Below are 25,527 nucleotides of genomic sequence, written 5' to 3' on the forward strand. Positions count from 1 at the left end.
TCTCTATGTTAGTTTTTACTTATTTTCCCTATAGGAAAGCTAGGATCTATTAAAAAATTCTTTTTTCTGTGAACTTCCCCATCTTTCGATAAATAGAATCCCCACTAACAAAAGAATAATCAGGCGAGGAAGTAAGATCATCCCCATGCTCCAATTCAGATTGATATTATCAATTTGTTTAGGTAATCTTCCAGACAAAATCTCCACTGAACGCAAGTAAGTAAAGGGAATCAGATGTGCAATACTCTGAAGAGGCTGGATCGTTTGAATACCAAACAATAAGCCAACAATCCCAATGAGGGAAAGAAAGAGGACAGGCATTTTTTGCTTGAAAAAGTAAGCAATCAAGTAGACGACTTCCACAATGACGATAAAGGCTAAGAAAGTTAAGAGCAAGCTAGGAAATAACACATCTTGTATTTTTCCAATAGTTACCTCTTGATTCGTTAAGCTATAAATCGGGTATGGATAATCTAACCGTCCAAAACCACTTATCAGACTTCCCACTAGAAAAGAAAAGCCACAAATTCCGATAAACAGCACGGTTACATAGCTCACCCCAACTCCCAGAGAGGACATGGAAAATGTCACTTTTGAAAAAGGGTATAACTGAGCTGTGTCCAGATTATTTTGATATCTTTCTGCGAACAGTTGTGTTAGCATAAAAATAATACCAATCACAAACAAGGTTGGGATGATAGCCTCTAAAATCCAGACAATCTGATCAATCCCGTGGGTTGGAAACTCCAAAGTATGTGCTTTTATGTTTAAGGGATACAGGGCTTGGTAAATCTTTCGTTGGAGGTCAACCGCCATTTTAAAGTCAGAGCCAGAAGTCGATTCCTTCGATACAATTTCATAACTCTTTTCCTCATCTTGCCACTGCAAATAGTAGGCTTCTTTCCAGCGTCCTTCTTTTAACAAAGCCAGAATTTCTTTCTTTTGAGTCAAAAGATTTTTTTGTATGTCTAAATTTCTTTTAACACTCTGGTATTCCTCCGAGCTGGTGTCAGAGATTTGGGAGAGTTTCACTTCATTTTCATTGATGATTCTCTCTTGTTTTACAAGACGGGTTTCCAACTCGCTCTCCAAGCTGTGTGAGTTTGCAGTCTGACTATTTAAATAAAAGGTAACACCGAGTACAGATGCAAATAAAAGTAAGATAATCCAGTTTAAACGACTTTTGAAAACTTTCTTTAACAAAAATAGGCTAATATCTTTCATAACGGAACCTCTTCTATCTGCCCCTGATGAATGGTTACGATGCTATCGCAAATCTCCATTAACTCCTCTTTGTAGTGGGAACTCAAAAGAACCAGCTGTTCTTTTCTATCGATTTGTGCCAGCCTATCAAAAAACTTCTGTCGATAGTACTCGTCTAAACCATTTGTAATCTCATCCATGAGCCAGCATTTCGCCTGACTGAGGAAATACATGGCAATCACCAAGCGTTGCTTCATCCCTAAGGAATACTTTCGGATAGGAAGGCTGATATAGTCAGACATTTCCCAGTAATTAATTTCATCCATCAAGTTCAGTTCTGACTTCCAGATGTTTTTGATAAGACGAAGGTAGTCCATCCCACTTAAGTTTCCATCCAGCCATTCAACGCTCTCATAATAAAACAAAGAAGGAGGAGCTGCGATATGTCCACTACTAAGGGGAAGCAGCTTGCTCATAGCTCGGAATAGTGTCGTCTTTCCCGAGCCATTGATAGCAAGAAGGCCATAAATCCTACCCTTTTTAAAGATGAAATCCACATCTTGCAAGATGACTTGTCGCGTTTTTAAGGTAACATGAGTAAGAGTTATCATATCCAGCCCTCCTTCTTCTAAACGTTTAACTATTAATATCCGTAAGTATAGTAGTTTATGACCTCATAACGATCGTAATTCCAGCCAGTACCAACTTTATATTCATCGTAGCTGTCATAACGAGACCATGACGGAATCCAAATATATTGATGGTTGTGATAGTTGGTACTATACTTCCAAACAGTATTCCAATCATACCGATAACTCTTAGTGACTGTCACAGCAGATACACTGGACTGAAAAAGACCAATAGATAACAAACTAGCTAATAAAACGACTTTTGCTGATTTTTCATGTTTACATTGCATTTATATCATTACTATTGAAAGCACTTTCATTATATCGTTTTTCTCAGTATTATGCAACAGATTTTTAGTTTATTTTACTAATATATAACATTTTTCTTCCTAACGAACACTTTCGATTTGCCAACTATTCCATCCTTTAAAGCGAATAGCTCCGTTCTGGTCAGTGCGGTAAATCTTACTCTTGATGGTCTCTAGTCGAGTCAAGGTTTCCTGATGGGGGAGTTTCGCACGATTGTTCTTTCCAACTGATATGAGAGAAATCTCTGGGTTGAGTTTTTCTAGAAAAGCTGGATTTGATGAGGTTTTAGAACCATGTTGACCGACTTTCAAGACATCCACCTCTAAGTCAGGATATTGCTTTAAAAGATCCTTCTCTCCCTTCTCTTTCAAGTTTCCACTGAAGAGAAAGTGCTTATCCAAGAGTTTCCCATAAAGAAGGAGGGAATCACTATGACTTCCATCTCCAATCTGCCTTGGAGATAGGACTTCTAACTGACTTCCAAAAATTGGCAAGTTCTCCCCTGCTGTCACACTGCGCACCTTGGTTTGGCTTGCTTCTAGTTCTGCTACAAATTCCTTCTGTGTCAGACTTCCTTTTGATACTAAAATTTCCCCGACATGGAAAGCATTGGTCACCTCTAGCAAATCACCAACATGTTCCTTGTCTGTGTTGGTCAAAATCAACTGATCAATCTTGGCTACCCCACGACTTTTAAGATAAGGAATCACGGTTCGCTGGGCATTGCTGGTCGTCGCCTTTTCTTGCCATTTTTCGATTTTCTTATCAGATTCTGCCTTGCCTCCCACATCTATGAGAATGGTTTTACCTGTTACATCCCGTAGGAAAATACTTTCCCCTTGCCCTACATCCAGCATGGTAATTTCATTTTCCAGTGGATACTTGGTCAAGAAAAAGAGACCCACAATAAAGAGACTGAATCCTGCTAGTCTTTTGATGTTTTTTCTCATGTCATATACCAAGGCTAATGAAACTAAGAGAAGAATCAAAAGCCATGCATTGGGTTGACCAAAGACCAGAGGCCTGCTTGCCAGCTGCGATACCAAGCGAATGATGTTCTCCAACCACTCAAAGACAATGTTAAACTGAGTGACTGGGTAAACAAAAGACAGAATGAATAAGATGGACAAAAGCGGCAAGAAGACCACATCAAACAGAAAGGAAAAGACAAAGGTCAAAAGGATAGACCAAGGCTGAAATTCTGCAAAATAGAAGGATAGAATAGGCAATATTCCCAAGGAAATGACCAGACTTTCTCTTGCAACAGCCTTGAGCCCCTCCCCTTCTTTGCTAGTCATGGTCAAGATAAAAGCGTAGGCGCAGGACAAGACCCCTCCAGCTGTCAAGAAAAAGTTAGGCATGATGATAAAGAGGACAAGGACCGTCAAGGCAAAATTATCCAAACCCTTAAGACCATGTTGGGCCAGTAACTTTTGCAAGAGACTGCGAATGACCGAAGCTGAAAATCCTGTCAGACCTGCATAGATAAGGGAAAAAGGATAGGTCAGCCACTTCAACTTTTCTTGGGTCAAGCCCAATCGTAAGAGAAGTTTCTTAAAGGCATCCATAAAGAAGCCCACCTGCATACCCGACAAGGCAAAGAGATGGATAATTCCTAGACTAGAATAAAGTTCATTCATCTCCTCAAAGTCCGTATCCAGATGTCCTAACAGAAGACCTGTCATATAGTTGCGCATAGGGTCTGGAAAGTGCGTCTTGATCCAAACTACAGCCTTTCGACGTAAACTTGATAAATTTTCACCTATATCCCAACTGCTAACCTTTTTAAGTGACTGGATGCTCTTGATAGTCAGTGTCTGGTAAATCCCTTGAGTTTTCAGATAGGCTTGGTAGTCAAATCCACCAAAATTCCTCTGACCTTCTGGCTCTGAAAGCTTCCCTTCTAGTTCCAAGTCATGAAGGGCTGTTAAGGCTTGAAATTGCTCTTTCTCTTCTTCGGACTGAAGTTTATAGTAAACTTGGAATGTACGGCCGTCAGCCTTGCCACGAAAGGACAGACTATCTCCATTGACTTTGATGGTATCTGGTAAAATCCTCACCTTTTCAACATAGCCAACCAAGTCTTGACTCGCTTGTGTCTGTTGCCAAGTTTGAAACAGAAACCAAAATCCAAAAACTCCACAAATCGCTAGAACTTTTCCAGCAGATTTCCAAGGAAATTGTAAAAAGAGACAGACAAGTAAAAAAACAAAACCTAGCAGTGCGAGATAGGACGCTCCAAAAATGGCATAGTAAAGCCAGAGCAACAGAAAGCTCAGATAGATTAGAGGAATAGGGAAGTTTTTAGTCCACTGTGACATAATCTTTTAGCTTTTCTATGGTCTTTGTGCCAATGCCAGATACTTTCTTGAGTTCATCTACTGACTTGAACTTGCCATTTGCCTCACGATGGTCAATAATATCCTGAGCTCTTTTTCTGCCCAATCCTTTGACCTGTTTGAGTTCTTCCAGACTGGCCTTATTGAGGTTGACTTTCTTATCTTTACTTGTAGAAGAAGACGTTCCAGAGGCGGCCTGCTGACTAGCTGCTTCTTCTCCCTTAGTTGGAACATAGACAAGAGCCTCGTCACTGACTTTCTGAGCTAGATTGAGCGACTTGCTATCTGCCTCCTCTGTCAATCCACCTGCCTTCTGAACGGCATCGTGAACTCGACTGCCAAGAGGCAAGTCATAAATCCCTGGTGATTTGACAGCACCTTTGACATCTACTGTGATTAAATCTTGCTCAGGAGATTCTTCCTTTTCTTCCTTCTTGACTTCCTTTTCAGACGATGAATCCTTTGAAACAGCTGCGACTTCAGTCTGCAAATTTGTTTCTTTGACGGGTGTTTGTGAAGTTGGCTTTAGTAGGAAAAATCCGCCGAGGGCCAAACCCAAACCAGCACAGATAACAATGATTTTATACTCTTTGATTTTCTCGATAATTGCTTCCATTTTTTCTCCTCTCTTAAATTATTCGTAAGAGGAAGAAAAAAACAGCTGAAAAATCTTTTCAACTGCTCACTTATTTGCAAAATAGTCTTCCTTGGTCAAGACATAATGAACTCTTGTGACAATTCTCCCTGGTTCTTTATTATCCATTCTAGCATAGGGTTCTTCATGTGAAAAACGCATACCTGATTTCTCCATGACTCTTCCAGATGCAGGATTGTCCTTATCATGAAGAGCGGTCAACTTATTCATTCCAATCTTCTCAAAAGCCAGCTCAATCACGGCACGATTGGCTTCTGTCGTCAATCCTTGATTCCAATACTTTTGGTTGATAATGTAACCAATAGCTGCTTTTTTGAGAATGGGGTCAATCTTGTGCAAATCAATGGTTCCGATAAACTGGCCGTTATCTTTTAGTTCGATTCCCCACCGTCCCAAGGGACTGGCCAAGTAAAACTGAGCGATGTTGTTCTTGGTTTCTTCTAAGCTTTGATTTGTTGGAAAAGTGTAGCGTGTATTTTCTCTATCTGAGGCATACTCAAACATAGCTTTCGCATCATCCAAGGTTACAGGTCGGAGCAATAAACGTTCCGTTTCTATAGATGGATACTGGGCAAATTTCACAAATATTGATTCCATACTTTTTCCTCCATTAGAGCTTGATTCTCACTAGTCTAGCATAAATAAATTTGGATGACAAGTTTTTCTTGATTTTTGAAGCGGTTTCATATACAATAAAACCATCACATTTTTGATTTATGAACTGGAATGTGACAACCAAAACAAGACCGTCAATTGAAAGGTAGGTTATCTCTATGTTAATCGGAATCCCAAAAGAAATTAAGAACAATGAAAACCGTGTTGCCCTCACACCTGCTGGTGTTTATAGCTTAGTTAGCCGTGGTCACCGCGTCCTCATCGAAACAAATGCTGGTCTTGGTTCAGGCTTTACTGATGCTGACTATCAAAAGCAAGGTGCTGAGATTGTCGCTACTGCTGCTGAAGCTTGGGCAGCTGAGTTGGTCGTGAAAGTGAAAGAGCCATTAGCTTCTGAATATGGTTACTTGCGCGACGATTTGCTCCTCTTCACCTACTTGCACATGGCTGCTGCTCCAGAGTTAGCAGATGCCATGCTAGCAGCAAAAACAACAGGAATTGCCTATGAGACTGTCCGTGACTCCCTAGGTCACCTACCACTCCTCGTTCCAATGAGTGAGGTTGCCGGTCGTATGGCAGTTCAAATCGGTGCTCACTTCCTCACCAAACAAGCTGGCGGCTCTGGTGTCCTACTTGGTGGTGTACCGGGTGTTCCAAAAGGAAAAGTAACCATCATCGGTGGCGGTGTCGTTGGTACACATGCTGCTCGCATCGCCTTGGGACTCGGTGCTCAAGTGACTATTTTAGATATCAGTGCGAAGCGTCTCTCAGTTCTAGAAGAAGTCTTTGGAAACCAAATTCAAACTCTTATGTCAAATTCTTTCAACATCGAAGCAAGTGTGAGAGATGCTGATGTGGTGATTGGTGCAGTTCTCATCCCTGGTGCCAAGGCACCAAAACTGGTGACAGATGAGATGGTCAAACAAATGCGTCCAGGCTCTGTCATCGTTGACGTTGCTGTTGACCAAGGTGGTGTTATCGAAACAGCTGACCGTGTGACAACGCACGATGAACCAGTCTATGAAAAACACGGTGTTCTCCACTATGCCGTTGCCAATATCCCTGGTGCGGTTGCCCGTACTTCGACCATTGCCCTAACCAACGTCACTCTTCCTTACATTGAAGCCTTAGCAGGAAAAGGTTTTAAGAAGGCAATCACTGAAGATCAAGGCTTACGCGAAGGAGTGACAACTTACCAAGGCTACTTGACCAGTCTTCCAGTTGCCCAAGGGCTAGATAAGGATCACACTTCGATTGATGAACTTGTCTAAAAACATTAACTAATTAACACAGATACGATAAAGAGCAGTTCAAATTGAACTGCTCTTTTTTGCTATTCTGTTTCTTGGTCCTTCTTTTCATTTTTAACTGGAGCTGGTTCATAGGCTCGGATAATTTGAGCGACAACTGGATGGCGAACCACATCCTTGGCTGAAAAATGAACAAAGTCGATCTGGTGAATGTTCTTGAGCTTTTCTTGGGCATCAATCAAACCGGACTTAACATTACGTGGCAGGTCAATCTGACTGATATCTCCATTGACAATCATCTTAGAATTAAATCCTAAACGAGTCAAGAACATCTTCATCTGCATGATGGTCGTATTTTGTGCTTCATCGAGAATGACAAAGGCATCATCCAAGGTCCGTCCACGCATGTAGGCAAGGGGCGCGATTTCGATAATTTCACGCTCCATGAGACGAGTCGTCTGGTCTTTTCCGAGAATCTGATACAAGGCATCGTAAACAGGTCGAAGGTAAGGATCTACCTTCTCCTTGAGATCACCTGGAAGAAATCCAAGACTCTCGCCTGCTTCCACTGCTGGACGAGTAAGGATAATCCGCTTGACTTGCCCACGTTTGAGGGCAGTCACTGCCAAAGTCACTGCAAGAAAAGTCTTCCCTGTCCCTGCAGGTCCGATTCCAAAGGTCACATCATGCTGTTTGACACTGTCCACATAAAGTTTTTGACCCAAGGTTTTGACACGAATCGGTTTCCCAGTATTGTCCTTGATGATTTCTTCTTCGTAAAGGGCGACAAACTTGTCGATTTCATCGTTTTTGACCATGCTAATCGCAGTCACCACATCTGGCGTGCCAACCGTCATTCCTCGATTAACCAAAACCATCAAGGCTTGGATAACCTGACGGGCTTCCTCACAGGCAGTCTCTTCTCCCAAAACCTGGACAATCTCCGTACGGGCATGAATCACCACATCGAGCTCTTCTTCCATTAAACGAAGATGGCGCTCATTGGATCCAAAAAGATGAAACAGGTCATCTGGATGACTCAGTTGAATGTCTATTGAATGTTCCTTCAAATAAAGAACCTCTCTAATCCGTTTATTTCTTTTTATTATAGCAAAGAGAACAATAAAATACTAGCCTCATCTCATTGTCTCTAGTGTTCTAAGTATTCTTGCCAGATGGCATCAAAATCTCCTAGGTTAAAAGAGAAACTGGCATGCTCCTCCAAAAAGCGACTCACCTCATCAAAATCATCCGTGTGTTTTGGGAAGGCTGACTCCTCAAAAGCGAGGTCTGCCAAAATGGCTTTGGGACTATTACTTTTAGGATTGCGCTCAGTCATGAGCCAAGTGTAAAATGATTTTCTCAATTCTTTCTCCTATCAAGAGTTTTTTGATGACACTTTTCTGATTCTTGAAAATTACTGGACTTAGCCTCTGAAACGTAGTGGTTTATAAAATCCGTTTTCGCATCTGTATAGGCGTCTCGATTGTGTTCAAATTTTTTCCATAAACTTAGTTTTAATTCCTGATACGCTTGGGCAATATCTGGATGCTGGCAGAGATAATCTCTAAAATAAATCTCGTCATGATCTCCCGTCATTCGCAAATGTAAATGATAAACTTTCTCAGCAAATCCCTGCTCTGTATATCCTTTATTTAGCGAAATCCTGTTAGGACTCTCCGACATCAGTAGCCAACCATTCTTCACCAATAAATCCCTAACTCTTGCTAAATCCTCTTTTCTACCTACTTCTAGCAGAATATCGACGATATTTTTGGCCCAAATATTAGGGATAGCAGTGCTACCGATATGCTCTATTCTTTGAATAACATTGGCACCCAATATTTTTTTCAGACTTGTTTTTTCAAATTCATACCAGTCTTTCCACTCTGACTTGTGCTCTACTAGAAAAATAGGAAAAAGTTGCCAGAGTTCCTCTAAACTCATTTCTTCAAGTTTCTTTATCATGTCTATAAGGTTTAAATCAACTCTGTCCCAAACTGGTCTTGCTTGATTTTGCCAGCCTTCATCAAGCCACCGAGTGCTTTCTTGAACTGACCTTTAGAAATGCCAAAGGTTGCCTTGATGTCCTCTGGAGAAGACTTATCATTCAAGGTCATGAAACCGCCATTGCTTTCCAAGTAAGTCAAAATCATCTGGGCATCATTCTCCAACATTTCAAATGAACGAGGTTTGAGAGAGAGGTTCAGAGTGCGGTCAACCTCGCGGAAACCAATGACACGCGCATCTAATACTTGTCCCAAACGCGGCTCTGCGTAACGCTCACTAGGATGAATAAAACCAAGCATGTTATTCTCTGGCAGATAGACAAAGGTTCCTGACAGCTTGAGACGATAAACAATGGCTGGCCAGTTTTGGTTCTGCATGTTGTTGTAGGCAGGACGAGCTAAACGCTGGAAATCTTCCTGATAAGCCAAGAGTCCCCAGATTCGGTCTTTCTTATCCACTTCAAGACGGATGTAGAGTTTGTCACCCTTCTTAGGCCAGAGTTCCTTAAGTTCAGGGAGAATATCTAGCGATACCACAACTTCCTTATCAGGCAAGCCTGTATCCACAAAGACACCTAGGTCTTTACGAACTTCTGTTACGGTTCCCCAACCAAATTGGTCCTGAGTGGCAGTCACTTCTAAGGTTGTCAGACGTAGTTTTTGCTTCATATCTGTATAGGCAAAACCTTTGACCGTATCCCCTACTGTATGTTGACCTTCTTCCTTAGCAAGAGCATAGGTCTGACCATCCTTTTGCACAAAGTAAAAACGGTCATTTTCATCGATGATGAGTCCAACGATAAAACTTGCAAGATTTGTATTCATATTTCCTTCTTTCGAATAAAACTCAGCCAGCAATGCCAACTGAGTTTTTCTGTTTATTTTTAGACTTCCAAAAGTTCTTTTTCTTTATTGGCAGTCATATCGTCGATGTGTTTGACAGCATCGTCTGTTACTTTTTGAATATCTTTTTCAAGAGTCTTCAATTCGTCTTCAGTGATTTCTTTTGCTTTTTCTTGTTTCTTAGCTTCATCCATAGCATCACGACGGATATTACGTACAGCCACTTTAGCATTTTCACCGACCTTCTTCACTTCTTTGGCAAGGTCACGACGAGTTTCTTCTGTAAGAGCTGGGATAACCAAGCGGATCACAGAACCGTCGTTAGCTGGTGTGATACCAAGATCAGAAGCGTTCAAGGCACGTTCGATGTCTTTCAATGAAGACTTGTCGAATGGCGTTACCAACAAAACACGAGCTTCTGGAATAGTGATAGAAGCAATTTGGTTAAGAGGAGTTTCTACTCCATAGTATTCTACGTGGATACGGTCTAGTAAGCTTGCGTTGGCACGACCGGCGCGGATACCACCAAATTCACGAGCAAGTGATTGGTGAGACTGGGTCATTCTCTCTTTAGCTTTTTCTACAATTGCATTAGCCATAATTTTCTTATTCCTTTTCTTCGATATTATTTGATACTGTTGTTCCGATATTTTCACCAAATACGACACGTTTGATGTTGCCTGGTTGGTTCATGTTGAAGACCACCAAGTCAATGTCGTTGTCCATAGAGAGGGTTGAAGCTGTTGAGTCCATGATACGAAGACCTTTGTTGATAACGTCACGGTGGGTCAATTCTTCAAACTTAACGGCAGTCTTGTCTTTCTTAGGATCGGCATTGTAAACACCGTCTACGCCATTTTTAGCCATAAGAATGGCATCCGCTTCGATTTCAGCTGCACGAAGGGCTGCTGTTGTATCTGTTGAGAAGTAAGGTGAACCAATTCCAGCACCAAAGATAACAATACGGCCTTTTTCAAGGTGGCGAAGGGCACGTCCACGTACGTAAGGTTCTGCCACTTGTTGCATAGCAATGGCTGTTTGTACACGCGTATCGACACCGACTTGTTGCAATGAATCTGCCATTACAAGAGCATTCATAACGGTCCCAAGCATTCCAGTGTAATCTGCCTGAACGCGGTCCATTCCTGCTTCTGCAGCAGGTTCTCCACGCCAGAGATTTCCTCCACCAATTACAAGGGCAATTTCGATACCTAAGCTATGAACTTCTTGAATCTCTTTTGCGATTTTTTGAACTGTTTGGATATCAATCCCTACGCCACGTTCACCTGCAAGAGCCTCACCTGATAACTTGATTAAAATACGTTTATACTTGGGGTTAGCCATTTTTACTCTCCTTTTTTTATCCTACCTATTTTATCACAATTTCTTAGATTTTTATAGTACCATGAGCAATTCTTTCAAAAAAATTAGACCGTTAAAAACTCCTCTAAGTCGGTAAGGGCACGCTCTGCAATTTTTTCATAACGAGCCTTCTTATCACGGATACGCTCGCCTTCTAACTCCTTGATAATCCCGAAATTGACGTTCATCGGTTGGAAATGCTTGCTGTCAGCATGGGTGATGTAATGAGCCAGACTTCCAATCGCTGTTGTCTCTGGGAAGATAGCTTCTCCTTCTCCCTTAAAAAGACGAGCCGCGTTAATACCTGCAACCAAGCCTGAAGCTGCTGACTCAACATAGCCTTCCACACCCGTCATTTGACCAGCAAAGAAGAGGTTGGGCTGTTTCTTAGAACGATAGGTTTGCTCAAGAAGATTTGGTGAATCCATGTAAGAATTGCGGTGCATGACACCATAACGAACAAACTCAGCATTTTCAAGACCCGGAATCATTTGGAAGACACGCTTTTGTTCTCCCCATTTGAGGTGAGTTTGGAAACCGACGATATTGTAGAGGCTACCAGCCGCATTATCCTGACGAAGCTGGACAACAGCATACGGTGTTTTGAACTCCCCATCGCGAGGTCCTGTGTAGTCGTCTGGATACTCCAAACCGACTGGCTTCATCGGACCATAAAGCATGGTTTTAATGCCACGTTTAGCCATGACTTCGATTGGCATACATCCTTCAAAGTACTTTTCTTTTTCAAAAGAATTAAGTGGTGCTTCTTCCGCATTGACCAAGGCCTCATGGAAATCCATAAACTCTTGCTTGGTCATTGGAGCATTGAGGTAGGCCGCCTCTCCCTTGTCATAACGAGACTTGAGATAGACCTTGCTCATATCGATAGTATTGACATCGATAATAGGCGCCGCCGCGTCATAGAAATAGAATCCATCCCCATCATTAAGGGCATGAATCTTCTCAGCTAGGGCATCGCTGGTCAAAGGACCAGTAGCGACAACCGTAATAACATCCGTCGGCAATTCTGTAATTTCATCACGAACCACTTCAATCAAGGGATGATTGGCCACTTTTTCAGTCACCATTTGAGAGAAACCATCACGGTCCACCGCAAGGGCACCGCCTGCAGGAACACGTGTAGCTTCAGCAGATTCCAATATGACAGAACCCAAGCGACGCATTTCTTCCTTGAGAAGACCGACAGCATTGGTCAAAGCATCCCCACGTAAGGAATTGGAACAAACCAACTCTGCAAAATTGTCTGTTTTGTGCTGGGGTGTAGGCTTTACACCACGCATTTCATAGAGTTTAACTGGAACACCACGTTCTGCGATTTGGTAGGCTGCTTCAGAACCTGCTAAACCTGCTCCGATAACATTGATATAAGATTGAGACACGACACTAATACCTCTTTGGGAGTGTGAAGATAAGATTCACATTGAAAAAGTTCCCCGAACTTTCTTCGCTTTCGAATTTCTTGGCTCAGGTTGAAAAAGTCCCTCGGACTTTTTCACTCCCACAAATCTTTCTAAATTTTCTTCTACTAGTATAACAAAAAAAGGGAAGAAGGCAAACTTCCCTGTTTAGTCATTTTCTTGATTTTCTTCCCAGTCGTGGTAGGCAGCGTAAAGCTGGCTTTTATTCCACTGGTAAATCTTCGCTACTTCCTTGATAGCTTGATTTTTCTTCATGCCTTCTTGGATACGAGATTGGATTTCTGAAAACAAGTCCTCCTCGTCCTTTTCCTCCACATCCTGACTGGCACCTTCGACGATGAGAAGGCATTCGCCCTTGAGTGGCGTTTCAGCAATACTTTCTACTAGCTCTGAAATCTTTCCACGTTGGTATTCTTCATAAATCTTGGTCAATTCTCTAACCAAGACAACCGAGCGGTCACCGTAGACTTCTAGAATGTTTTCCAATGTATCCGCTACACGATGGGGCGATTCATAGAAAATCTGAGTTTCAGGATAGTCTTTTTTGGCTTGAAAAAAATGCTTTTGCTGGCCTGATTTTCTCGGTAAGAAACCGTAAAAGATATGTGGTTGTGGTGCTAGGCCGCTGGCAATCAAGGCAGAAATCCCTGCGCTGGCACCTGGAACTGTGACAACTGCAATCTCTTCCTCGATGGCTGCCTTGACCAAATCATGCCCAGGATCCGAAATACTAGGCAGACCCGCATCAGAGACCTGAGCAATACTTTGTCCCGCCTTCAGAAAATCAATCAAATCAGGAATTTTTTCCTTGGCATTGTGCTCATGAAAACTAATCTGCTTGGTCGAAATGTCAAAATGCTTGAGCAAAAGCCCTGTATTGCGCGTGTCCTCAGCAGCAATCCAATCCACCTCTTTCAAGGTCTGGATGGCACGAAAAGTCATATCATCTAGATTGCCAATCGGTGTTGCTACTAGGTAAAGCTTGCCATAGGGAGACTGCCCCTTAAAACTTTTTTGAATCTGCATGCCTACTCCCTGTACAACAACTCGTCACAGAACATACATTCCTCGTCCTGTTCTCGGCGTTGGCCGTAAAAATCATTACATACGTGAAAACCATCTTTATAGATCCGACGGACGCTTTCACGAACATGCTTGGCCTTAACGGGTGTATCTGCTTCCACCTCGCCCAAGCGTTCTCGCAACTTACTATTTTCCAAGCGAAGAGCTGTATTTTCCTCTACCAGGCTCTTGAGATTTTTCTTGATGGCTTCCACATCGGCCAAGGTCACCAGTAATTGTTGGGAAAAATCGTCTAGCGCGTCAAATAATTCTTTTTTGTCCATAAACCAGCCCTTTCCTTTCTTAATCCTTCTTTGAGTTTATATTTCTTTCAAGACCAGATATTCCATGGCGTTTTGAAAGCTGACATTGGCTTGCCACATTTTTCTAGCTTCTAGCAAATCTTGCAGAACCACTCTTATTCTTGCTTGGAGAAGATCCTGTCCACATAGCACTTCGAGGATTCGCAAAACCTGATCCTGTTTTTCCTTGTCATCTGCCAAGTTGGCTAATTTAGCAACTTGAAGATAACTTTCTTTTTTCTTAGCTAATAACCAAGTCAGCAAGCGTTCACTCTCATCCACCAAGGTCCAAAAACTTGCCTGATTTGCCAACTTTTCAGCTTCAGCTCGTGATTGACAAAACTGGGCTAAGAAAGTTGCTTTTTTCTTGACCAGACCTGCTTGTTCTAATTGATGGATGAGTTTTTCTTCTTGCTTTTTAAAGTGGAAAATCTGTGTCCGACTACGGATAGTCGGTAATATCTTTTCCTCATCGCTGGTCAAGAAGAAAATGTAAACTTCACTCTGAGGTTCTTCGATGACCTTGAGCAGAGAATTAGCCGCGTTGGGATGCATTTTCTCCGCCTGCTCGATAATAAAAACCTGTTGCTGACTTTCAATCCCTGCTTGGGAAAACTGACCCACCAATTCCCGAATCCGTTCTGTCTTGATGACCTGATTGACTGGCTTGATTAAAGTAACATCGGGAAATTCTTCCTGCTCAATCAGCTTGCAGTTTCGGCATTTCTCACACGGTAAAACACCTACCTTATCCCTACAAAAGAGGCTCTTAGCTAAAAATTGCGCCATTTCCAAACTTCCAAAGAAACCTGAAAAAAGGTAGGCGTGATTGAGCTGCCCTTGTTCTAGGATACGGACAAAGCGGTCAAACTGGTCTGGTTGCCAAGCCTTTAGTTGATCTTGTTTCATTTTGCCAATCCCATTCTCTCAAACAAGATAGCCTTGGTAGTTTCCACAACCTCCTCCAAAGGGAGACTGGCATCAATCTTGGCAATACGATTTCCTTCTTTTTCCAGAAGAGAAAGGTAGCCTTGACGGACTTTTTTGTGCAAGTCCAAACCTTCCAAGTCCAAACGATTGACCTCACGATTGCTATTAGCAGCAATGCGAGCCAGTCCTTCTTCCACCTCGATGTCAAAATAGAGTGTCAAATCGGGTTTGAGACCATCTGTTGCAAAGTGATTGAGCCAATCAATGGCTTCAATATCCAAGCCACGACCAAATCCCTGATAAGCAACGGAACTATCGATAAAGCGGTCCATAATGACCAACTTACCAGCTTCAAGAGCAGGCAGAACTTTTTCCACCAAGTGCTGTCTGCGACTAGCGATATAGAGAAGGAGCTCTGTTTTAGGATCCATCTGAGTATGACTTGGATCCAAAATCACTTGACGAATCTTCTCCCCAATCAAGACTCCGCCAGGTTCACGGGTCGTCAGCACCTCTACTCCTTTTTCCTCTAAAATGGGGAGTAAAGCCTCTAAAACACTGGTCTTTCCTGCTCCCTCTGGTCCCTCAAGAGAGACTAAAAATCCTTTTGACATGTCTAACTCATTTCTTTTTTTCTACCTTCTATTCTATCAAAAAAATAGGTTTTTGTGACAATCTTTTTGTGTCTTCTCCATTCAATCGACCATAAAAGAGGTTGGGGAGTCATCCAACCTCTCATTTACCTAGTTCTTGTGTTCGTTTATAGGCTTGATGAACTGCGTCCATGACTGTGCCTCTAAAGGCATGTTCTTCCAGACTTGCTACACCAGCGATAGTCGAACCTCCTGGGCTACAAACTTGGTCTTTCAAGACTCCAGGATGTTGCTGACTTTCGAGAACCATTTGTCCTGCGCCGACTACTGTTTGGGCTGCCATTTTCAAGGCCCTTTCTCTTGGCAATCCAGTCTGTACACCCGCATCTGCCAAAGCCTCGATAAAGAGATAGACAAAAGCTGGTCCACAACCTGCGAGACCTGTCGCTGCATCGATTAAGCCATCCCCCAGCTCAACTAAGAGACCCGCATTTGCTAATAATTGACAAAAGAGTTCACTGTCCTCAGTACGACAGTTTGCTGACATGGCATAACTAATCACTCCTTGCCCGATAGCCACCGGAGTATTGGGCATGATACGAATGATTCGGTGTTGACTCGGAAGAAGTCTAGCCAGTTTTTCCAAGGTCAATCCAGCTGCCATGGAAATCAAAAGAAGACTTTCTCTTTTTTCAAGAACAGTCTGGTATTGAGCCAGCAGTTCAGAAAACTGGGTTGGCTTTACTCCTAGGAAAATCACATCTGCTTCTGCAAAAATTTCTTCATTACTGGAGGCCTGGCCGCCGAAGTTGGCGATGAAAGCATCTACTTTTGCTTGACTACGATTGGCAAGGAGAATCTGTTGGCCCGTCTTGGCCTGCAAGACAGCCTTGGCCAAACTAGCACCCATATTTCCCAAACCGATAAATCCAATCTTCATCTCTTACTCCCTTATCTGTCCGTCACCAGTAACCACATACTTGTAGCTGGTCAACTCTTTCAAACCCATTGGCCCACGCGCGTGCAGTTTCTGAGTAGAAATCCCCATTTCACATCCAAGACCAAATTGTCCACCATCAGTGAAACGAGTTGAGGCATTGACATAGACCGCTGCAGAGTCCACTTGGTCTGTAAAGTAAGCCGCAGCTTCAGCATTTTCTGTCACAATGGCGTCCGAATGATGGGTACTATGGGCTTCAATATGCGCGACTGCTTCTTCTAAACTGCTCACAACCTTAACTGCTAAGATATAGTCTAAAAACTCGGTGTCAAAGTCTTGGGCCTCGGCTGCTTGACCTGAAAGAAACTGACTTGCTTTGCTATCTAGGCGGAATTGAATCGGTTCCAACCCAGCTTCTTTTCTATCTGCAACCAGAAGATGCTCCAAGCGAGGAAGGAAACCTGCTGCCTTGTCTTCATGAACCAGCAAAACCTCCATAGCATTGCAGACAGAAGGACGACTGGTTTTAGCATTGTTGATGATAGACAGAGCCTTGTCTTCATCGGCATCCTTGTCCACATAGACATGGACAATCCCAGTTCCTGTCTCAATAACAGGCACGATAGCATTTTCAACAACAGCATTGATCAAACCAGCTCCTCCACGAGGTATGAGAAGGTCTAGATAACCCTTAGCCTTCATCATGGCATAGCTACTTTCTCGGCTGGTATCTTCTACTAGTTGAATCACATCTGGATGAATGGTAGTCGTCTCCAAGCCCTTCTTTAAGGCTGTGACAATGGCATGAGCTGTTTGATAGGCATCCTTACCACTACGAAGAACAACTGCATTTCCACTCTTGAGAGCCAAGGCAGCCGCGTCAGACGTCACATTTGGACGGCTTTCATAGATAATACCAATAACACCCATAGCTACACGTTTCTTGGTAATAAGCAAGCCATTTTCAAGATGACTTGTCTCTAGGACTTCACCGATGGGATCTGGTAAAGCAACCACTTCACGAATCCCCCTTGCCATTGCTTCTATACGTCCTGCATCCAAATAAAGCCGATCCAGCATGACATCTGAGATTTTCCCCTTGGCTGCTGCCATATCAAGGGCATTGGCCTCTAAAATCTCCTCAGTTGCAGCCAATAAGTGATCAGCCATAGCTAGCAAGGCTTGGTTTTTCACTGTTTCACTAGCAGTGTTGATTGACTTCTTAACAGCCTGTACTTGTTCAAATTGTTCTTGTGTACTTACCATCGTTCACCTCTAAAATTCTGTAAAGAGCAGCTGGATTTCAGGAGTGATGGAAATCCAGTCATCACGGTGAATCAAGACTCCCTTAGCTTTTTGAGAACGGAGCATATCTTCTAGGGCTGAGACACCAAATTGGACACGTCCCTTTCCAAGAGATTGACCTGTTTCTTTATCTGCTACTGTAACAATATCATGATAAGAGAAGTTCCCTTCCACTTCTACCACACCTGATAAAAGGAGACTTTTTCCGTTTTTTGAAAGTGCTTCTGCAGCTCCACCATCTACCCAAATCGTTCCTTGACTTGGAGCATAGAAGGCTAGCCACTGTTTCTGAGTACGAAGGCCCTTTTCTTGCGCAACAAAGAAGGAACCATCCTTGGTCTCGTCCGCCGCCTCAATCAAGGCATCTGATTTCATGGACGAGCAGATATAGACTGGCACACCCGACTCCGTCGCGATCGTAGCTGCTTTGATCTTAGTCAACATCCCACCTGTACCATTAGACGAACCTGCTCCACCAGCCATATCAATAATCTCACGATTGATGGTCTCGATTTTCTCAAGACGTTTGGCTCTTGGATCTGAGTTGGGATTTCCAGTATAGAGACCGTCTACATCCGTCAAGAGAACTAAGAGATCTGCCTGCACCATAGCCGCTACCTGAGCACTCAGAGTATCATTGTCCCCAACCTTGAGCTCATCAATAACGACACTGTCATTCTCGTTGATGATAGGAATGGCACCACGATGAAGCAATACAGACAAAGCCTGGTGGGCGTTCTTATAACGACGTTTATCTACAAAATCATCCTGTGTCAGCAAGATTTGCGCAGAGACGATTTGGCGCATGAGGAGATTTGTCGTGTATTCTTCTAGAAGCAAACCTTGTCCTACTGCAGCCGAAGCCTGCTTATCTGCAATCTTGGTCGGACGTTTTTTAAAACCCAAAGCTCCAAAGCCAGCCGCTACTGCCCCAGAAGAAACCAAAATCAACTCATGCCCAGCTTCATGCAACATAGCTAATTGTTGGGTAATGGCCTTTACTTTACTTCTTGATAAACTCCCGTCTTCATTTGTTAAGGAAGATGTCCCTACCTTAAAGACGATTCGTTTGTACTTCATATTCTCACTCCGATTCTTCATATTTATCCATTATAACATGAATGCTTTAAAATAGAAAAGACTTGAAATAAAAAAGGTTGAGACAAGCATCTCAACTCTTTTATCTATTCTCAGTTTTACGCAATCTTTCCAGCGTTTCTTTAAAAATCTCTGGAATATCTGCTGTGAATTCCAAGGTTTCACCTGTTCTCGGATGGGTAAATCCTAGGGTTTTAGCATGGAGAAATTGTCCATGTCCTTTCAAGGTCTTGCGAGGACCATAGACCTCATCCCCAGCGACTGGATGGCCAATATAAGCCATATGAACACGGATTTGGTGGGTACGCCCTGTTTCCAGTTGCAACTCCACTAAACTATAATCACCAAAACGTTCCAAGACGTGAAAACGTGTTACGGCAGGCTTTCCTTTAGCAGTCACAGCCTGTTTCTTACGGTCTTTCTCGCTCCGACCAATCGGCGCTTCAATGACACCACGATCATTGGGAAGATTGCCATGAACAATCGCCCAGTATTTGCGGAGAGACTTTTTATCCTTGAGTTCTTGGGCAAGTGCTAAGTGGGCCTCATCATTTTTTGCAATCATGAGAAGTCCAGATGTGTCCTTGTCAATGCGGTGAACGATACCCGGTCGGAGAACCCCATTGATACCTGACAAGTCTTTGATATGGTACATGAGGGCATTGACCAAGGTTCCGCTAGTATGACCAGCACTCGGATGCACCACCATTCCCTGAGGTTTGTTAACAACGGCTACATCCTCATCTTGGTAGATGATCTCGAGTGGCAGATTCTCAGCCACATACTCTAAAACCTCTGGTTCTGGCACATGGTAGGTGACGATATCGCCCTCTTGGACAGTGTATTTAGCTTTTTTTACTTGCCCATTAACCAAAACTTGTCCAGCCTTGATTTGTTCATTCGCGAGACTACGTGACAATTCTGTTAGATCCGATAGAGTCTTGTCTAGACGTTGTCCACCAGTTTCAATTTTTATTTCCATTTACTTCCTCTTTAAGCATTGCAATCAATAAAACAATCACACCAACTGTTAAATAGCTGTCGGCAACATTGAAAATCGCAAAGTTGATAAAGTCTAGGTGAAACATATCCACCACAAAACCTTGACTCATTCTGTCAATAAAGTTGCCCAGACCTCCCGCGATTATCAAAGTCAGTCCAAAAACCATCCAGAGAGAATCCTCCATGTGTTTATGTAGATACCAAATGGCACCTACCATGACGACCAGTGTAATAACAGCAAATAACCACTGCTGATCTTGCAACATGGAGAAGGCTGCCCCTCTATTTTGCAGATAGGTCAAGCTAACGAGATTGGGTATCCACGAACGCACTTCACCCAGTGGAATCTGCTGGACAACATAGGCTTTAACCCACTGATCCAGCCCAATCAAAAGCAGTATAATGACTGCCACTATTCCTCTTTTTTTCATGATTTCCTCTTTTGATCAAAATATTCTTGCATGACCTCAACGAAAAGATTCCCAGCTTGACTAAGCTCCACTTCCTCACGTTTGACATAGACCATGCGGTTATCTAGATTGTCCTTGAGACGAATGACTGTGATTCCATTAACACTGTCACTATCTAAAAATCCTGAACCTGTCGCATAGGAATCCGTTCGCTCCAAAATACCATTCAAAGTAGCACGGTCGGTCACATTGAACATCTGGGAGCTCGCGCTGGTGTCGACAAAGTTTTCTGAATAGTAAAGGTACTCATCCTTTTCCTGGGTGAAACGAACTGTTGGTAAATCAGCTAGGTCCTCCATGACCAATTCCTCTTTCTGTGCTAAAGGATGCCCTTCACGAAGATAAATGTGAGTCTGGAAAGGAATTAGTTCAATAACTTCTAAACCAAGCTTTTCAACCCGTTGCATGATGCCCTTTTTATTTTGGTTGTTGAGGTAGATAATCCCAATCTCACTATGTCCTTGGGCTACTTCGTCTAAGATTTGAACAGTAGTTGATTCAAAAATACGGAAGTTTTTGTAGTCAGGATAACGTTCTGAGAAGGCCGTAATCGTTGGTGGCAAGAAGTCATAGTGCTGACTGGCAATGGAAAATTCATCCTTTTCTTCCTCAGGATTGGCATACTGATTTTGAAAAACATCAAAGCCTTTGACCAATTCTTGCGCCTTCTCATAAAATTCCATACCACGGCGGGTCAAAAATGTTCCCGAACTCGTCCGACGGAAAATTTTAAAGCCTAACTCTTTTTCCAAATCGCGCACAGAAATAGATAGACTTGGCTGACTAACATACATCTTTTCTGCAGCTTCACGGAAAGTACCACTATTGGCAATAGCCACAACATAGCGTAATTGTTGAATGTTCATCTTTTACCCCCAACTTCTCTATCTGTTCATTATACCATATTTTAGAAGTTTTCCACCTAGGAAAAATAATGTCGCTCATAAAATTCATCTACACTAGTAACAAAGAATTATGGATATCATAACAAAAAAATAGGCTCTCCGAAAACTCGGAAAGCCTTATTTTATGCTACTTCTAGCTCCCTCGCCTTTTCATTTTAAGGCTCGGGATAAAAAGATTCATTGAACCTTTTTATTTTGCGATTGGGTAAACAGAAACTTGTTTTTTATCGCGACCTTTACGTTCAAAGCGTACTACGCCTTCAACTTTAGCGAACAAAGTATCGTCTCCACCACGTCCAACGTTTACACCTGGATAGATGTGCGTACCACGTTGACGGTAAAGGATTGATCCACCTGTTACAGTTTGTCCGTCAGCTGCTTTAGCTCCAAGACGTTTCGCTTGTGAATCACGTCCGTTTGATGTAGAACCTCCACCTTTTTTGTGGGCGAAAAGTTGCAAGTTGTTAAGAGTCATTTTTAACATAATGTTTTCCTCCGTGTTAGTTTTCTGTGATAACTCTGGTTTGGACGAACTCAGAAGAGTTCTCCGATAAGTTTGCCATACCTAAGAAAAATGATTCAAAGAATAACTGGGTCATTTCTCTCTGGTGCGAAGGAAGATCCGCTGGTATTTCAACCTTTAGATAGCCACCTTCATCTTCGTTTAATTCTAAGATTGGTTCATAGCCTGCAAATTTCTCAATGGAATTGACAAAGTTAATGGCAAGCGTAGAAACCGATGCACACACGACATCTAAGCCGTATTCGCCACTCTCGGCGTGTCCAGTAATTTCCGCACTCCTCAGCTCGCCATCTTCGGCTCTCTCAAAGACTGCTTGTATCATGTGTTCTCCTTAAAATTAAGCGTTGATCGCGTTGATGACAACTTTTGTATATGGTTGACGGTGACCTTGTTTGCGGTGGCTACCTTTTTTAGGTTTGTACTTGTAAGTAACAACTTTCTTTTGTTTTCCTTGTTTTTCAACAGTTCCAACTACAGTAGCTCCAGCAACAAGTGGAGTTCCGACAACAGTGTTTTCACCACCAACAAGAACAACTTCGTTAAAAGTAACTTCTTGACCAGCTTCAACGTTCAATTTTTCAACGTAGATTGCTTGACCAACTTCAACTTTAACTTGTTTTCCGCCAGTTTTGATAATTGCGTATGTGCTCATTATGCACCTCCTATGATTTTTAGGGTTTCCCCGTGTTTTTGTGAAGACTCGCCTAGCATCGTGGGACGAACCACTTCTGTCTCACAGAGTGAGCAACGATGTTCGTGCGGTTGCACAGGATTGTGCATAGTCAACTCTTCAAGTATAGCATATCTTCTTTTTTCTTACAAGTAAAATCAATCAAATTTAAGCTTTTTCTTTCCCTTTTTTCCTCCAAGAAGCAAAAAGCATACTGATGTAAAAGATGCTCATCATCAGGGGAACACCTAAAATTGTCTTCTCCTGATAGTAAATCGTCAAATAAGCTGAAAAAACAACTCCGAAGACAAAACTGCTAAGTAAGCTAACAAAAATCAAGCCTTCTCTTAGAAAAGGCGTATGCTTGGTCCGGAAATAATCTCCAAAAGCCAACATGGTACGTTTAATATTCCCTGTCATAAAAGCATTATTATAGGCAATACCTGACACTTCTCCAAAAGCAGTTGTCACCAGTCCCATACAAAAGGCCAATGGCGGCACGAGATAGATATTGTCAACCGTTTGCGGCACAAATCCTATAATTAGGGACAGGGCTGCAAGTGGAATCAAGGACAAAATCGGCTTTTTAACAATTCGTAGTTTTTCCTTATACAATGTCAGAAAAAAGACACCCATCATAAAGAAAAGCAGGGTCATTACTTTAGCACTTGCATCCGATACATTTTGTTGAATGAGTCCTACAGAAAGAAAGACGACATTCCCAGTTTGTCCAGCAACAAGGGTATTTCCTCGCACGATAAAGGTATAGGCATCTACATATCCTGCACAAAAAGTCAAAAAAAGCGCTAGTCTCTTAGACTGACGTGATATTTTTCTTATTGGTAATAATCTCATTTTCTCCCCCTTCTCATTTCATCTACTTATCTAAATATTGTACCACTTTCTCCAAGAAATGCGTAGTCCATTTGAAAATTTTTACCATCTGTTGGATAGTCCTTCTTTTCTATGTTATAATGAAGGAAGGATTTGAAGTCGGAAAAGGAGTATTTATGCTTAAATTAGGTGTTATCGGAACAGGTGCTATTACCCATCATTTCATAGAAGCAGCCCATGCTAGTGGAGAATACCAGCTGGTTGCAGTCTATTCTAGAAAACTAGAAACTGCTGCAACCTTTGCTTCTCAGTATCAGGATATCCAACTCTTTGATCAATTAGAAGACTTCTTTAAGTCTTCCTTTGATGTAGTCTATATCGCCAGTCCAAACTCCTTGCATTTTGTTCAAGCCAAGGCTGCCTTGTCTGCTGGTAAGTACGTCATTCTTGAAAAGCCAGCTGTCACTCAACCAAAAGAATGGCTGGATTTGAGACAGACAGCTGAGAAAAATTACTGTTTTATCTTTGAAGCTGCTCGTAATTACCACGAGGAAGCTTTTACTACTATCAAAAACTTTTTAGCAGACAAGCAAGTGTTGGGAGCCGATTTCAACTATGCCAAGTATTCTTCCAAGATGCCGAACTTGTTGGCTGGGCAGACGCCAAATGTCTTTTCAGATCGTTTTGCCGGTGGAGCCCTTATGGATTTGGGGATTTATCCTCTCTATGCTGCTATTCGCCTCTTTGGAAAAGCTAAGACCGCAACCTATCAAGCTCAACAGCTTAACAATAGCATTGACCTAAATGGAGACGGTATTCTCTTCTACCCTAACTTTCAAGTTCATATCAAAGCTGGGAAAAACATCACTTCCAATCTCCCTTGCGAGATTTACACAGTGGATGGAACCTTGACCCTCAACACAATTGAACATATCCACTCAGCTATTTTTACCGATCACCGAGGAAATCAAGTTCAGCTCCCTATCCAACAAGTTCCTCATACGATGACTGAGGAAGTTGCTGCATTTGCACACATGATCCAGCAACCAGACCAGAAGCTCTACCAGACTTGGCTGGATGATGCAAGCTCTATCCATGAGCTACTATATACTATGCGCCAGACTGCTGGCATTAGATTTGAGGCAGAAAAATGAAAACCAAACTACCCACTGAATGGCAGGAATTGAGTGACCAGCTCGGTTTCCAAGAATTCACCCCCATTCAAACTCAACTATTTGAGCCCATTCTTGCAGGAGAAAACCTCCTGGGAGTAAGCCCAACAGGAACTGGTAAGACCCTCGCTTACTTACTCCCAAGTCTACTTAGACTGAAAAAGAAAAAAGCCCAACAACTCTTGATCCTAGCACCAAATACAGAACTAGCTGGACAGATTTTTGACGTATGTAAAACATGGGCAGAAGCTATCGGCTTGACTGCTCAGCTCTTCCTATCAGGTTCAAGTCAGAAACGCCAGATTGAACGCCTCAAAAAAGGACCAGAAATTCTGATTGGAACCCCTGGCCGTATCTTTGAGTTGATTAAATTGAAAAAAATCAAGATGATGAATGTGGAAACCATCATTCTGGATGAATTCGACCAATTGCTAGATGATTCTCAGATTCACTTTGTTGAGAAAATCACCCACTACGCACCTCGTGACCACCAACTCATCTACATGAGTGCGACGACCAAGTTTGACCAAGAAAAGATTGCACCAAACACGCGCACTATTGATCTCTCTGATCAAAAGCTGGACAACATTCAACATTTCTACATGCAGGTAGACCAACGTCACCGAGTGGATATGCTACGAAAACTGGCTCATGTAGAGGATTTCCGCGGACTAGTTTTCTTCAATAGCCTATCAGATCTTGGAAGTGCAGAAGAAAAATTACAGTATCGGGATGTCTTGGCTGTCTCCCTCGCTAGTGATGTCAATGTTAAATTTCGAAAAGTTATTTTAGAAAAGTTTAAAGACAAGCAGCTAACCCTGCTCCTTGCAACTGACCTTCTGGCTCGAGGGATTGACATTGATAGCCTAGAATGTGTCGTAAACTTTGATGTTCCTAGAGATATGGAAACTTACACTCACCGCGCTGGCCGTACAGGTCGCATGGGTAAAGAAGGTTATGTGATCACTCTCGTCACCCATCCTGAAGAACTTAAAAAACTCAAGAAATTCGCAAGTGTTAGTGAAATCATCCTAAAAAATCAAGAACTCTATATCAAATAAGGTTGGC

Annotated in this window: 30 protein-coding genes, 1 pseudogene and 1 other annotated feature; of the genes and pseudogenes, 4 read left to right on the forward strand and 27 right to left on the reverse strand. The window is 42.5% G+C overall.

Features of this window, described 5'->3' with window-relative positions:
* Positions 1-39 precede the first annotated feature (39 nt).
* From GOM48_RS06200 to GOM48_RS06225, 6 genes are all read right to left on the reverse strand, one after another.
* Complete coding sequence (locus GOM48_RS06200; protein WP_235096460.1) at positions 40-1,224, reverse strand: hypothetical protein; 1,185 nt, start codon at positions 1,222-1,224, stop codon at positions 40-42.
* On the reverse strand, positions 1,221-1,814 hold the full coding sequence (locus GOM48_RS06205) for an ATP-binding cassette domain-containing protein (protein ID WP_235096461.1): 594 nt from the start codon (positions 1,812-1,814) through the stop codon (positions 1,221-1,223). The genes GOM48_RS06200 and GOM48_RS06205 overlap by 4 nt, the downstream gene beginning before the upstream one ends.
* A 32-nt stretch (positions 1,815-1,846) precedes the next feature.
* Positions 1,847-2,035 carry a hypothetical protein gene (locus GOM48_RS06210; protein ID WP_235098753.1) on the reverse strand — a complete coding sequence of 63 codons (189 nt, stop codon included), beginning with the start codon at positions 2,033-2,035 and terminating at the stop codon, positions 1,847-1,849.
* A gap of 186 nt (positions 2,036-2,221) precedes the next feature.
* The gene (locus GOM48_RS06215) at positions 2,222-4,462 is read right to left on the reverse strand and encodes a DNA internalization-related competence protein ComEC/Rec2 (RefSeq protein ID WP_235096462.1); all 2,241 of its coding nucleotides are present in this window, start codon (positions 4,460-4,462) and stop codon (positions 2,222-2,224) included.
* Positions 4,446-5,096 carry a helix-hairpin-helix domain-containing protein gene (locus GOM48_RS06220; RefSeq protein WP_235096463.1) on the reverse strand — a complete coding sequence of 217 codons (651 nt, stop codon included), beginning with the start codon at positions 5,094-5,096 and terminating at the stop codon, positions 4,446-4,448. The genes GOM48_RS06215 and GOM48_RS06220 overlap by 17 nt, the downstream gene beginning before the upstream one ends.
* A 66-nt stretch (positions 5,097-5,162) precedes the next feature.
* Positions 5,163-5,732: a GNAT family N-acetyltransferase gene (locus GOM48_RS06225; protein WP_235096464.1), complete on the reverse strand. Its 570-nt coding sequence runs from the start codon at positions 5,730-5,732 to the stop codon at positions 5,163-5,165.
* Positions 5,733-5,908: 176 nt separating this feature from the next.
* Between GOM48_RS06225 and ald the strand changes: the two genes are divergently transcribed.
* The gene (gene ald / locus GOM48_RS06230; protein ID WP_235096465.1) at positions 5,909-7,021 is read left to right on the forward strand and encodes an alanine dehydrogenase; all 1,113 of its coding nucleotides are present in this window, start codon (positions 5,909-5,911) and stop codon (positions 7,019-7,021) included.
* Between the two features lie 62 nt (positions 7,022-7,083).
* On the opposite strand, the gene GOM48_RS06235 is transcribed toward ald, so the two are convergent.
* From GOM48_RS06235 to GOM48_RS06315, 17 genes are all read right to left on the reverse strand, one after another.
* Positions 7,084-8,070: a PhoH family protein gene (locus GOM48_RS06235; protein WP_235096466.1), complete on the reverse strand. Its 987-nt coding sequence runs from the start codon at positions 8,068-8,070 to the stop codon at positions 7,084-7,086.
* An 80-nt stretch (positions 8,071-8,150) separates the two neighbouring features.
* A complete protein-coding gene (locus GOM48_RS06240) occupies positions 8,151-8,366 on the reverse strand; it encodes a YozE family protein (RefSeq protein ID WP_001232084.1) in 216 nt (71 codons plus the stop codon).
* A complete protein-coding gene (locus GOM48_RS06245; protein WP_235096467.1) occupies positions 8,363-8,968 on the reverse strand; it encodes a GrpB family protein in 606 nt (201 codons plus the stop codon). Before GOM48_RS06245 ends, GOM48_RS06240 begins: the two co-directional genes overlap by 4 nt.
* Before the next feature lie 11 nt (positions 8,969-8,979).
* Positions 8,980-9,834 carry an RNA-binding virulence regulatory protein CvfB gene (gene cvfB / locus GOM48_RS06250; protein ID WP_125399164.1) on the reverse strand — a complete coding sequence of 285 codons (855 nt, stop codon included), beginning with the start codon at positions 9,832-9,834 and terminating at the stop codon, positions 8,980-8,982.
* Positions 9,835-9,893: 59 nt separating this feature from the next.
* A complete protein-coding gene (gene frr / locus GOM48_RS06255) occupies positions 9,894-10,451 on the reverse strand; it encodes a ribosome recycling factor (RefSeq protein ID WP_001262236.1) in 558 nt (185 codons plus the stop codon).
* 7 nt (positions 10,452-10,458) lie between these two features.
* Positions 10,459-11,196, reverse strand: coding sequence for a UMP kinase (gene pyrH / locus GOM48_RS06260; RefSeq protein WP_000002989.1), 738 nt, complete (start codon positions 11,194-11,196; stop codon positions 10,459-10,461).
* 83 nt (positions 11,197-11,279) lie between these two features.
* Positions 11,280-12,614, reverse strand: coding sequence for a methylenetetrahydrofolate--tRNA-(uracil(54)-C(5))-methyltransferase (FADH(2)-oxidizing) TrmFO (gene trmFO, locus GOM48_RS06265; RefSeq protein WP_235096468.1), 1,335 nt, complete (start codon positions 12,612-12,614; stop codon positions 11,280-11,282).
* 186 nt (positions 12,615-12,800) lie between these two features.
* Entirely contained in the window at positions 12,801-13,679 is an 879-nt protein-coding gene (rsmI, locus tag GOM48_RS06270) for a 16S rRNA (cytidine(1402)-2'-O)-methyltransferase (RefSeq protein ID WP_235096469.1), read from the reverse strand.
* Between the two features lie 2 nt (positions 13,680-13,681).
* The gene (yabA, locus tag GOM48_RS06275; RefSeq protein ID WP_000358229.1) at positions 13,682-13,999 is read right to left on the reverse strand and encodes a DNA replication initiation control protein YabA; all 318 of its coding nucleotides are present in this window, start codon (positions 13,997-13,999) and stop codon (positions 13,682-13,684) included.
* 36 nt (positions 14,000-14,035) lie between these two features.
* Positions 14,036-14,926 carry a DNA polymerase III subunit delta' gene (locus tag GOM48_RS06280; RefSeq protein ID WP_235096470.1) on the reverse strand — a complete coding sequence of 297 codons (891 nt, stop codon included), beginning with the start codon at positions 14,924-14,926 and terminating at the stop codon, positions 14,036-14,038.
* On the reverse strand, positions 14,923-15,561 hold the full coding sequence (tmk, locus tag GOM48_RS06285; RefSeq protein ID WP_235096471.1) for a dTMP kinase: 639 nt from the start codon (positions 15,559-15,561) through the stop codon (positions 14,923-14,925). Before tmk ends, GOM48_RS06280 begins: the two co-directional genes overlap by 4 nt.
* A 121-nt stretch (positions 15,562-15,682) precedes the next feature.
* Positions 15,683-16,480, reverse strand: a complete 798-nt coding sequence (gene proC / locus GOM48_RS06290; protein ID WP_235096472.1) for a pyrroline-5-carboxylate reductase — start codon at positions 16,478-16,480, stop codon at positions 15,683-15,685.
* Positions 16,481-16,483: 3 nt separating this feature from the next.
* Positions 16,484-17,746 carry a glutamate-5-semialdehyde dehydrogenase gene (locus GOM48_RS06295; protein WP_235096473.1) on the reverse strand — a complete coding sequence of 421 codons (1,263 nt, stop codon included), beginning with the start codon at positions 17,744-17,746 and terminating at the stop codon, positions 16,484-16,486.
* 9 nt (positions 17,747-17,755) lie between these two features.
* A complete protein-coding gene (proB, locus tag GOM48_RS06300; protein ID WP_235096474.1) occupies positions 17,756-18,865 on the reverse strand; it encodes a glutamate 5-kinase in 1,110 nt (369 codons plus the stop codon).
* 100 nt (positions 18,866-18,965) lie between these two features.
* Positions 18,966-19,865 (reverse strand): RluA family pseudouridine synthase, encoded by a 900-nt coding sequence (locus GOM48_RS06305; protein WP_235096475.1) that lies wholly within the window; start codon positions 19,863-19,865, stop codon positions 18,966-18,968.
* Positions 19,849-20,316, reverse strand: a complete 468-nt coding sequence (gene lspA / locus GOM48_RS06310) for a signal peptidase II (protein WP_235096476.1) — start codon at positions 20,314-20,316, stop codon at positions 19,849-19,851. Before lspA ends, GOM48_RS06305 begins: the two co-directional genes overlap by 17 nt.
* Positions 20,313-21,221: a LysR family transcriptional regulator gene (locus tag GOM48_RS06315; RefSeq protein ID WP_235096477.1), complete on the reverse strand. Its 909-nt coding sequence runs from the start codon at positions 21,219-21,221 to the stop codon at positions 20,313-20,315. The genes lspA and GOM48_RS06315 overlap by 4 nt, the downstream gene beginning before the upstream one ends.
* Here GOM48_RS06315 and GOM48_RS06320 point away from each other — a divergent pair.
* Positions 21,214-21,285 (forward strand): annotated as a pseudogene (locus GOM48_RS06320) (AraC family transcriptional regulator); the annotation flags it as partial. The gene GOM48_RS06315 and the pseudogene GOM48_RS06320 overlap by 8 nt on opposite strands.
* A gap of 165 nt (positions 21,286-21,450) precedes the next feature.
* Here the strand turns inward: GOM48_RS06320 and rpmA are convergent.
* From rpmA to GOM48_RS06340, 4 genes are all read right to left on the reverse strand, one after another.
* Positions 21,451-21,744 (reverse strand): 50S ribosomal protein L27, encoded by a 294-nt coding sequence (gene rpmA, locus GOM48_RS06325; RefSeq protein WP_000916509.1) that lies wholly within the window; start codon positions 21,742-21,744, stop codon positions 21,451-21,453.
* Positions 21,745-21,760: 16 nt separating this feature from the next.
* A complete protein-coding gene (locus tag GOM48_RS06330) occupies positions 21,761-22,105 on the reverse strand; it encodes a ribosomal-processing cysteine protease Prp (protein WP_000613705.1) in 345 nt (114 codons plus the stop codon).
* Positions 22,106-22,120: 15 nt separating this feature from the next.
* Entirely contained in the window at positions 22,121-22,435 is a 315-nt protein-coding gene (gene rplU, locus GOM48_RS06335) for a 50S ribosomal protein L21 (RefSeq protein ID WP_000109137.1), read from the reverse strand.
* 34 nt (positions 22,436-22,469) lie between these two features.
* Positions 22,470-22,557, reverse strand: a sequence feature (ribosomal protein L21 leader region).
* Positions 22,558-22,621: 64 nt separating this feature from the next.
* The gene (locus GOM48_RS06340) at positions 22,622-23,308 is read right to left on the reverse strand and encodes a YoaK family protein (RefSeq protein ID WP_235096478.1); all 687 of its coding nucleotides are present in this window, start codon (positions 23,306-23,308) and stop codon (positions 22,622-22,624) included.
* Positions 23,309-23,463: 155 nt separating this feature from the next.
* Here GOM48_RS06340 and GOM48_RS06345 point away from each other — a divergent pair, with 155 nt between their 5' ends.
* Both GOM48_RS06345 and GOM48_RS06350 read left to right on the forward strand, forming a co-directional pair.
* A complete protein-coding gene (locus GOM48_RS06345) occupies positions 23,464-24,441 on the forward strand; it encodes a Gfo/Idh/MocA family protein (RefSeq protein ID WP_235096479.1) in 978 nt (325 codons plus the stop codon).
* On the forward strand, positions 24,438-25,520 hold the full coding sequence (locus tag GOM48_RS06350; RefSeq protein WP_235096480.1) for a DEAD/DEAH box helicase: 1,083 nt from the start codon (positions 24,438-24,440) through the stop codon (positions 25,518-25,520). The genes GOM48_RS06345 and GOM48_RS06350 overlap by 4 nt, the downstream gene beginning before the upstream one ends.
* Positions 25,521-25,527: the final 7 nt, after the last annotated feature.

Source organism: Streptococcus oralis (assembly GCF_021497885.1).
In the GTDB taxonomy this organism is placed as follows: domain Bacteria; phylum Bacillota; class Bacilli; order Lactobacillales; family Streptococcaceae; genus Streptococcus; species Streptococcus oralis_BQ.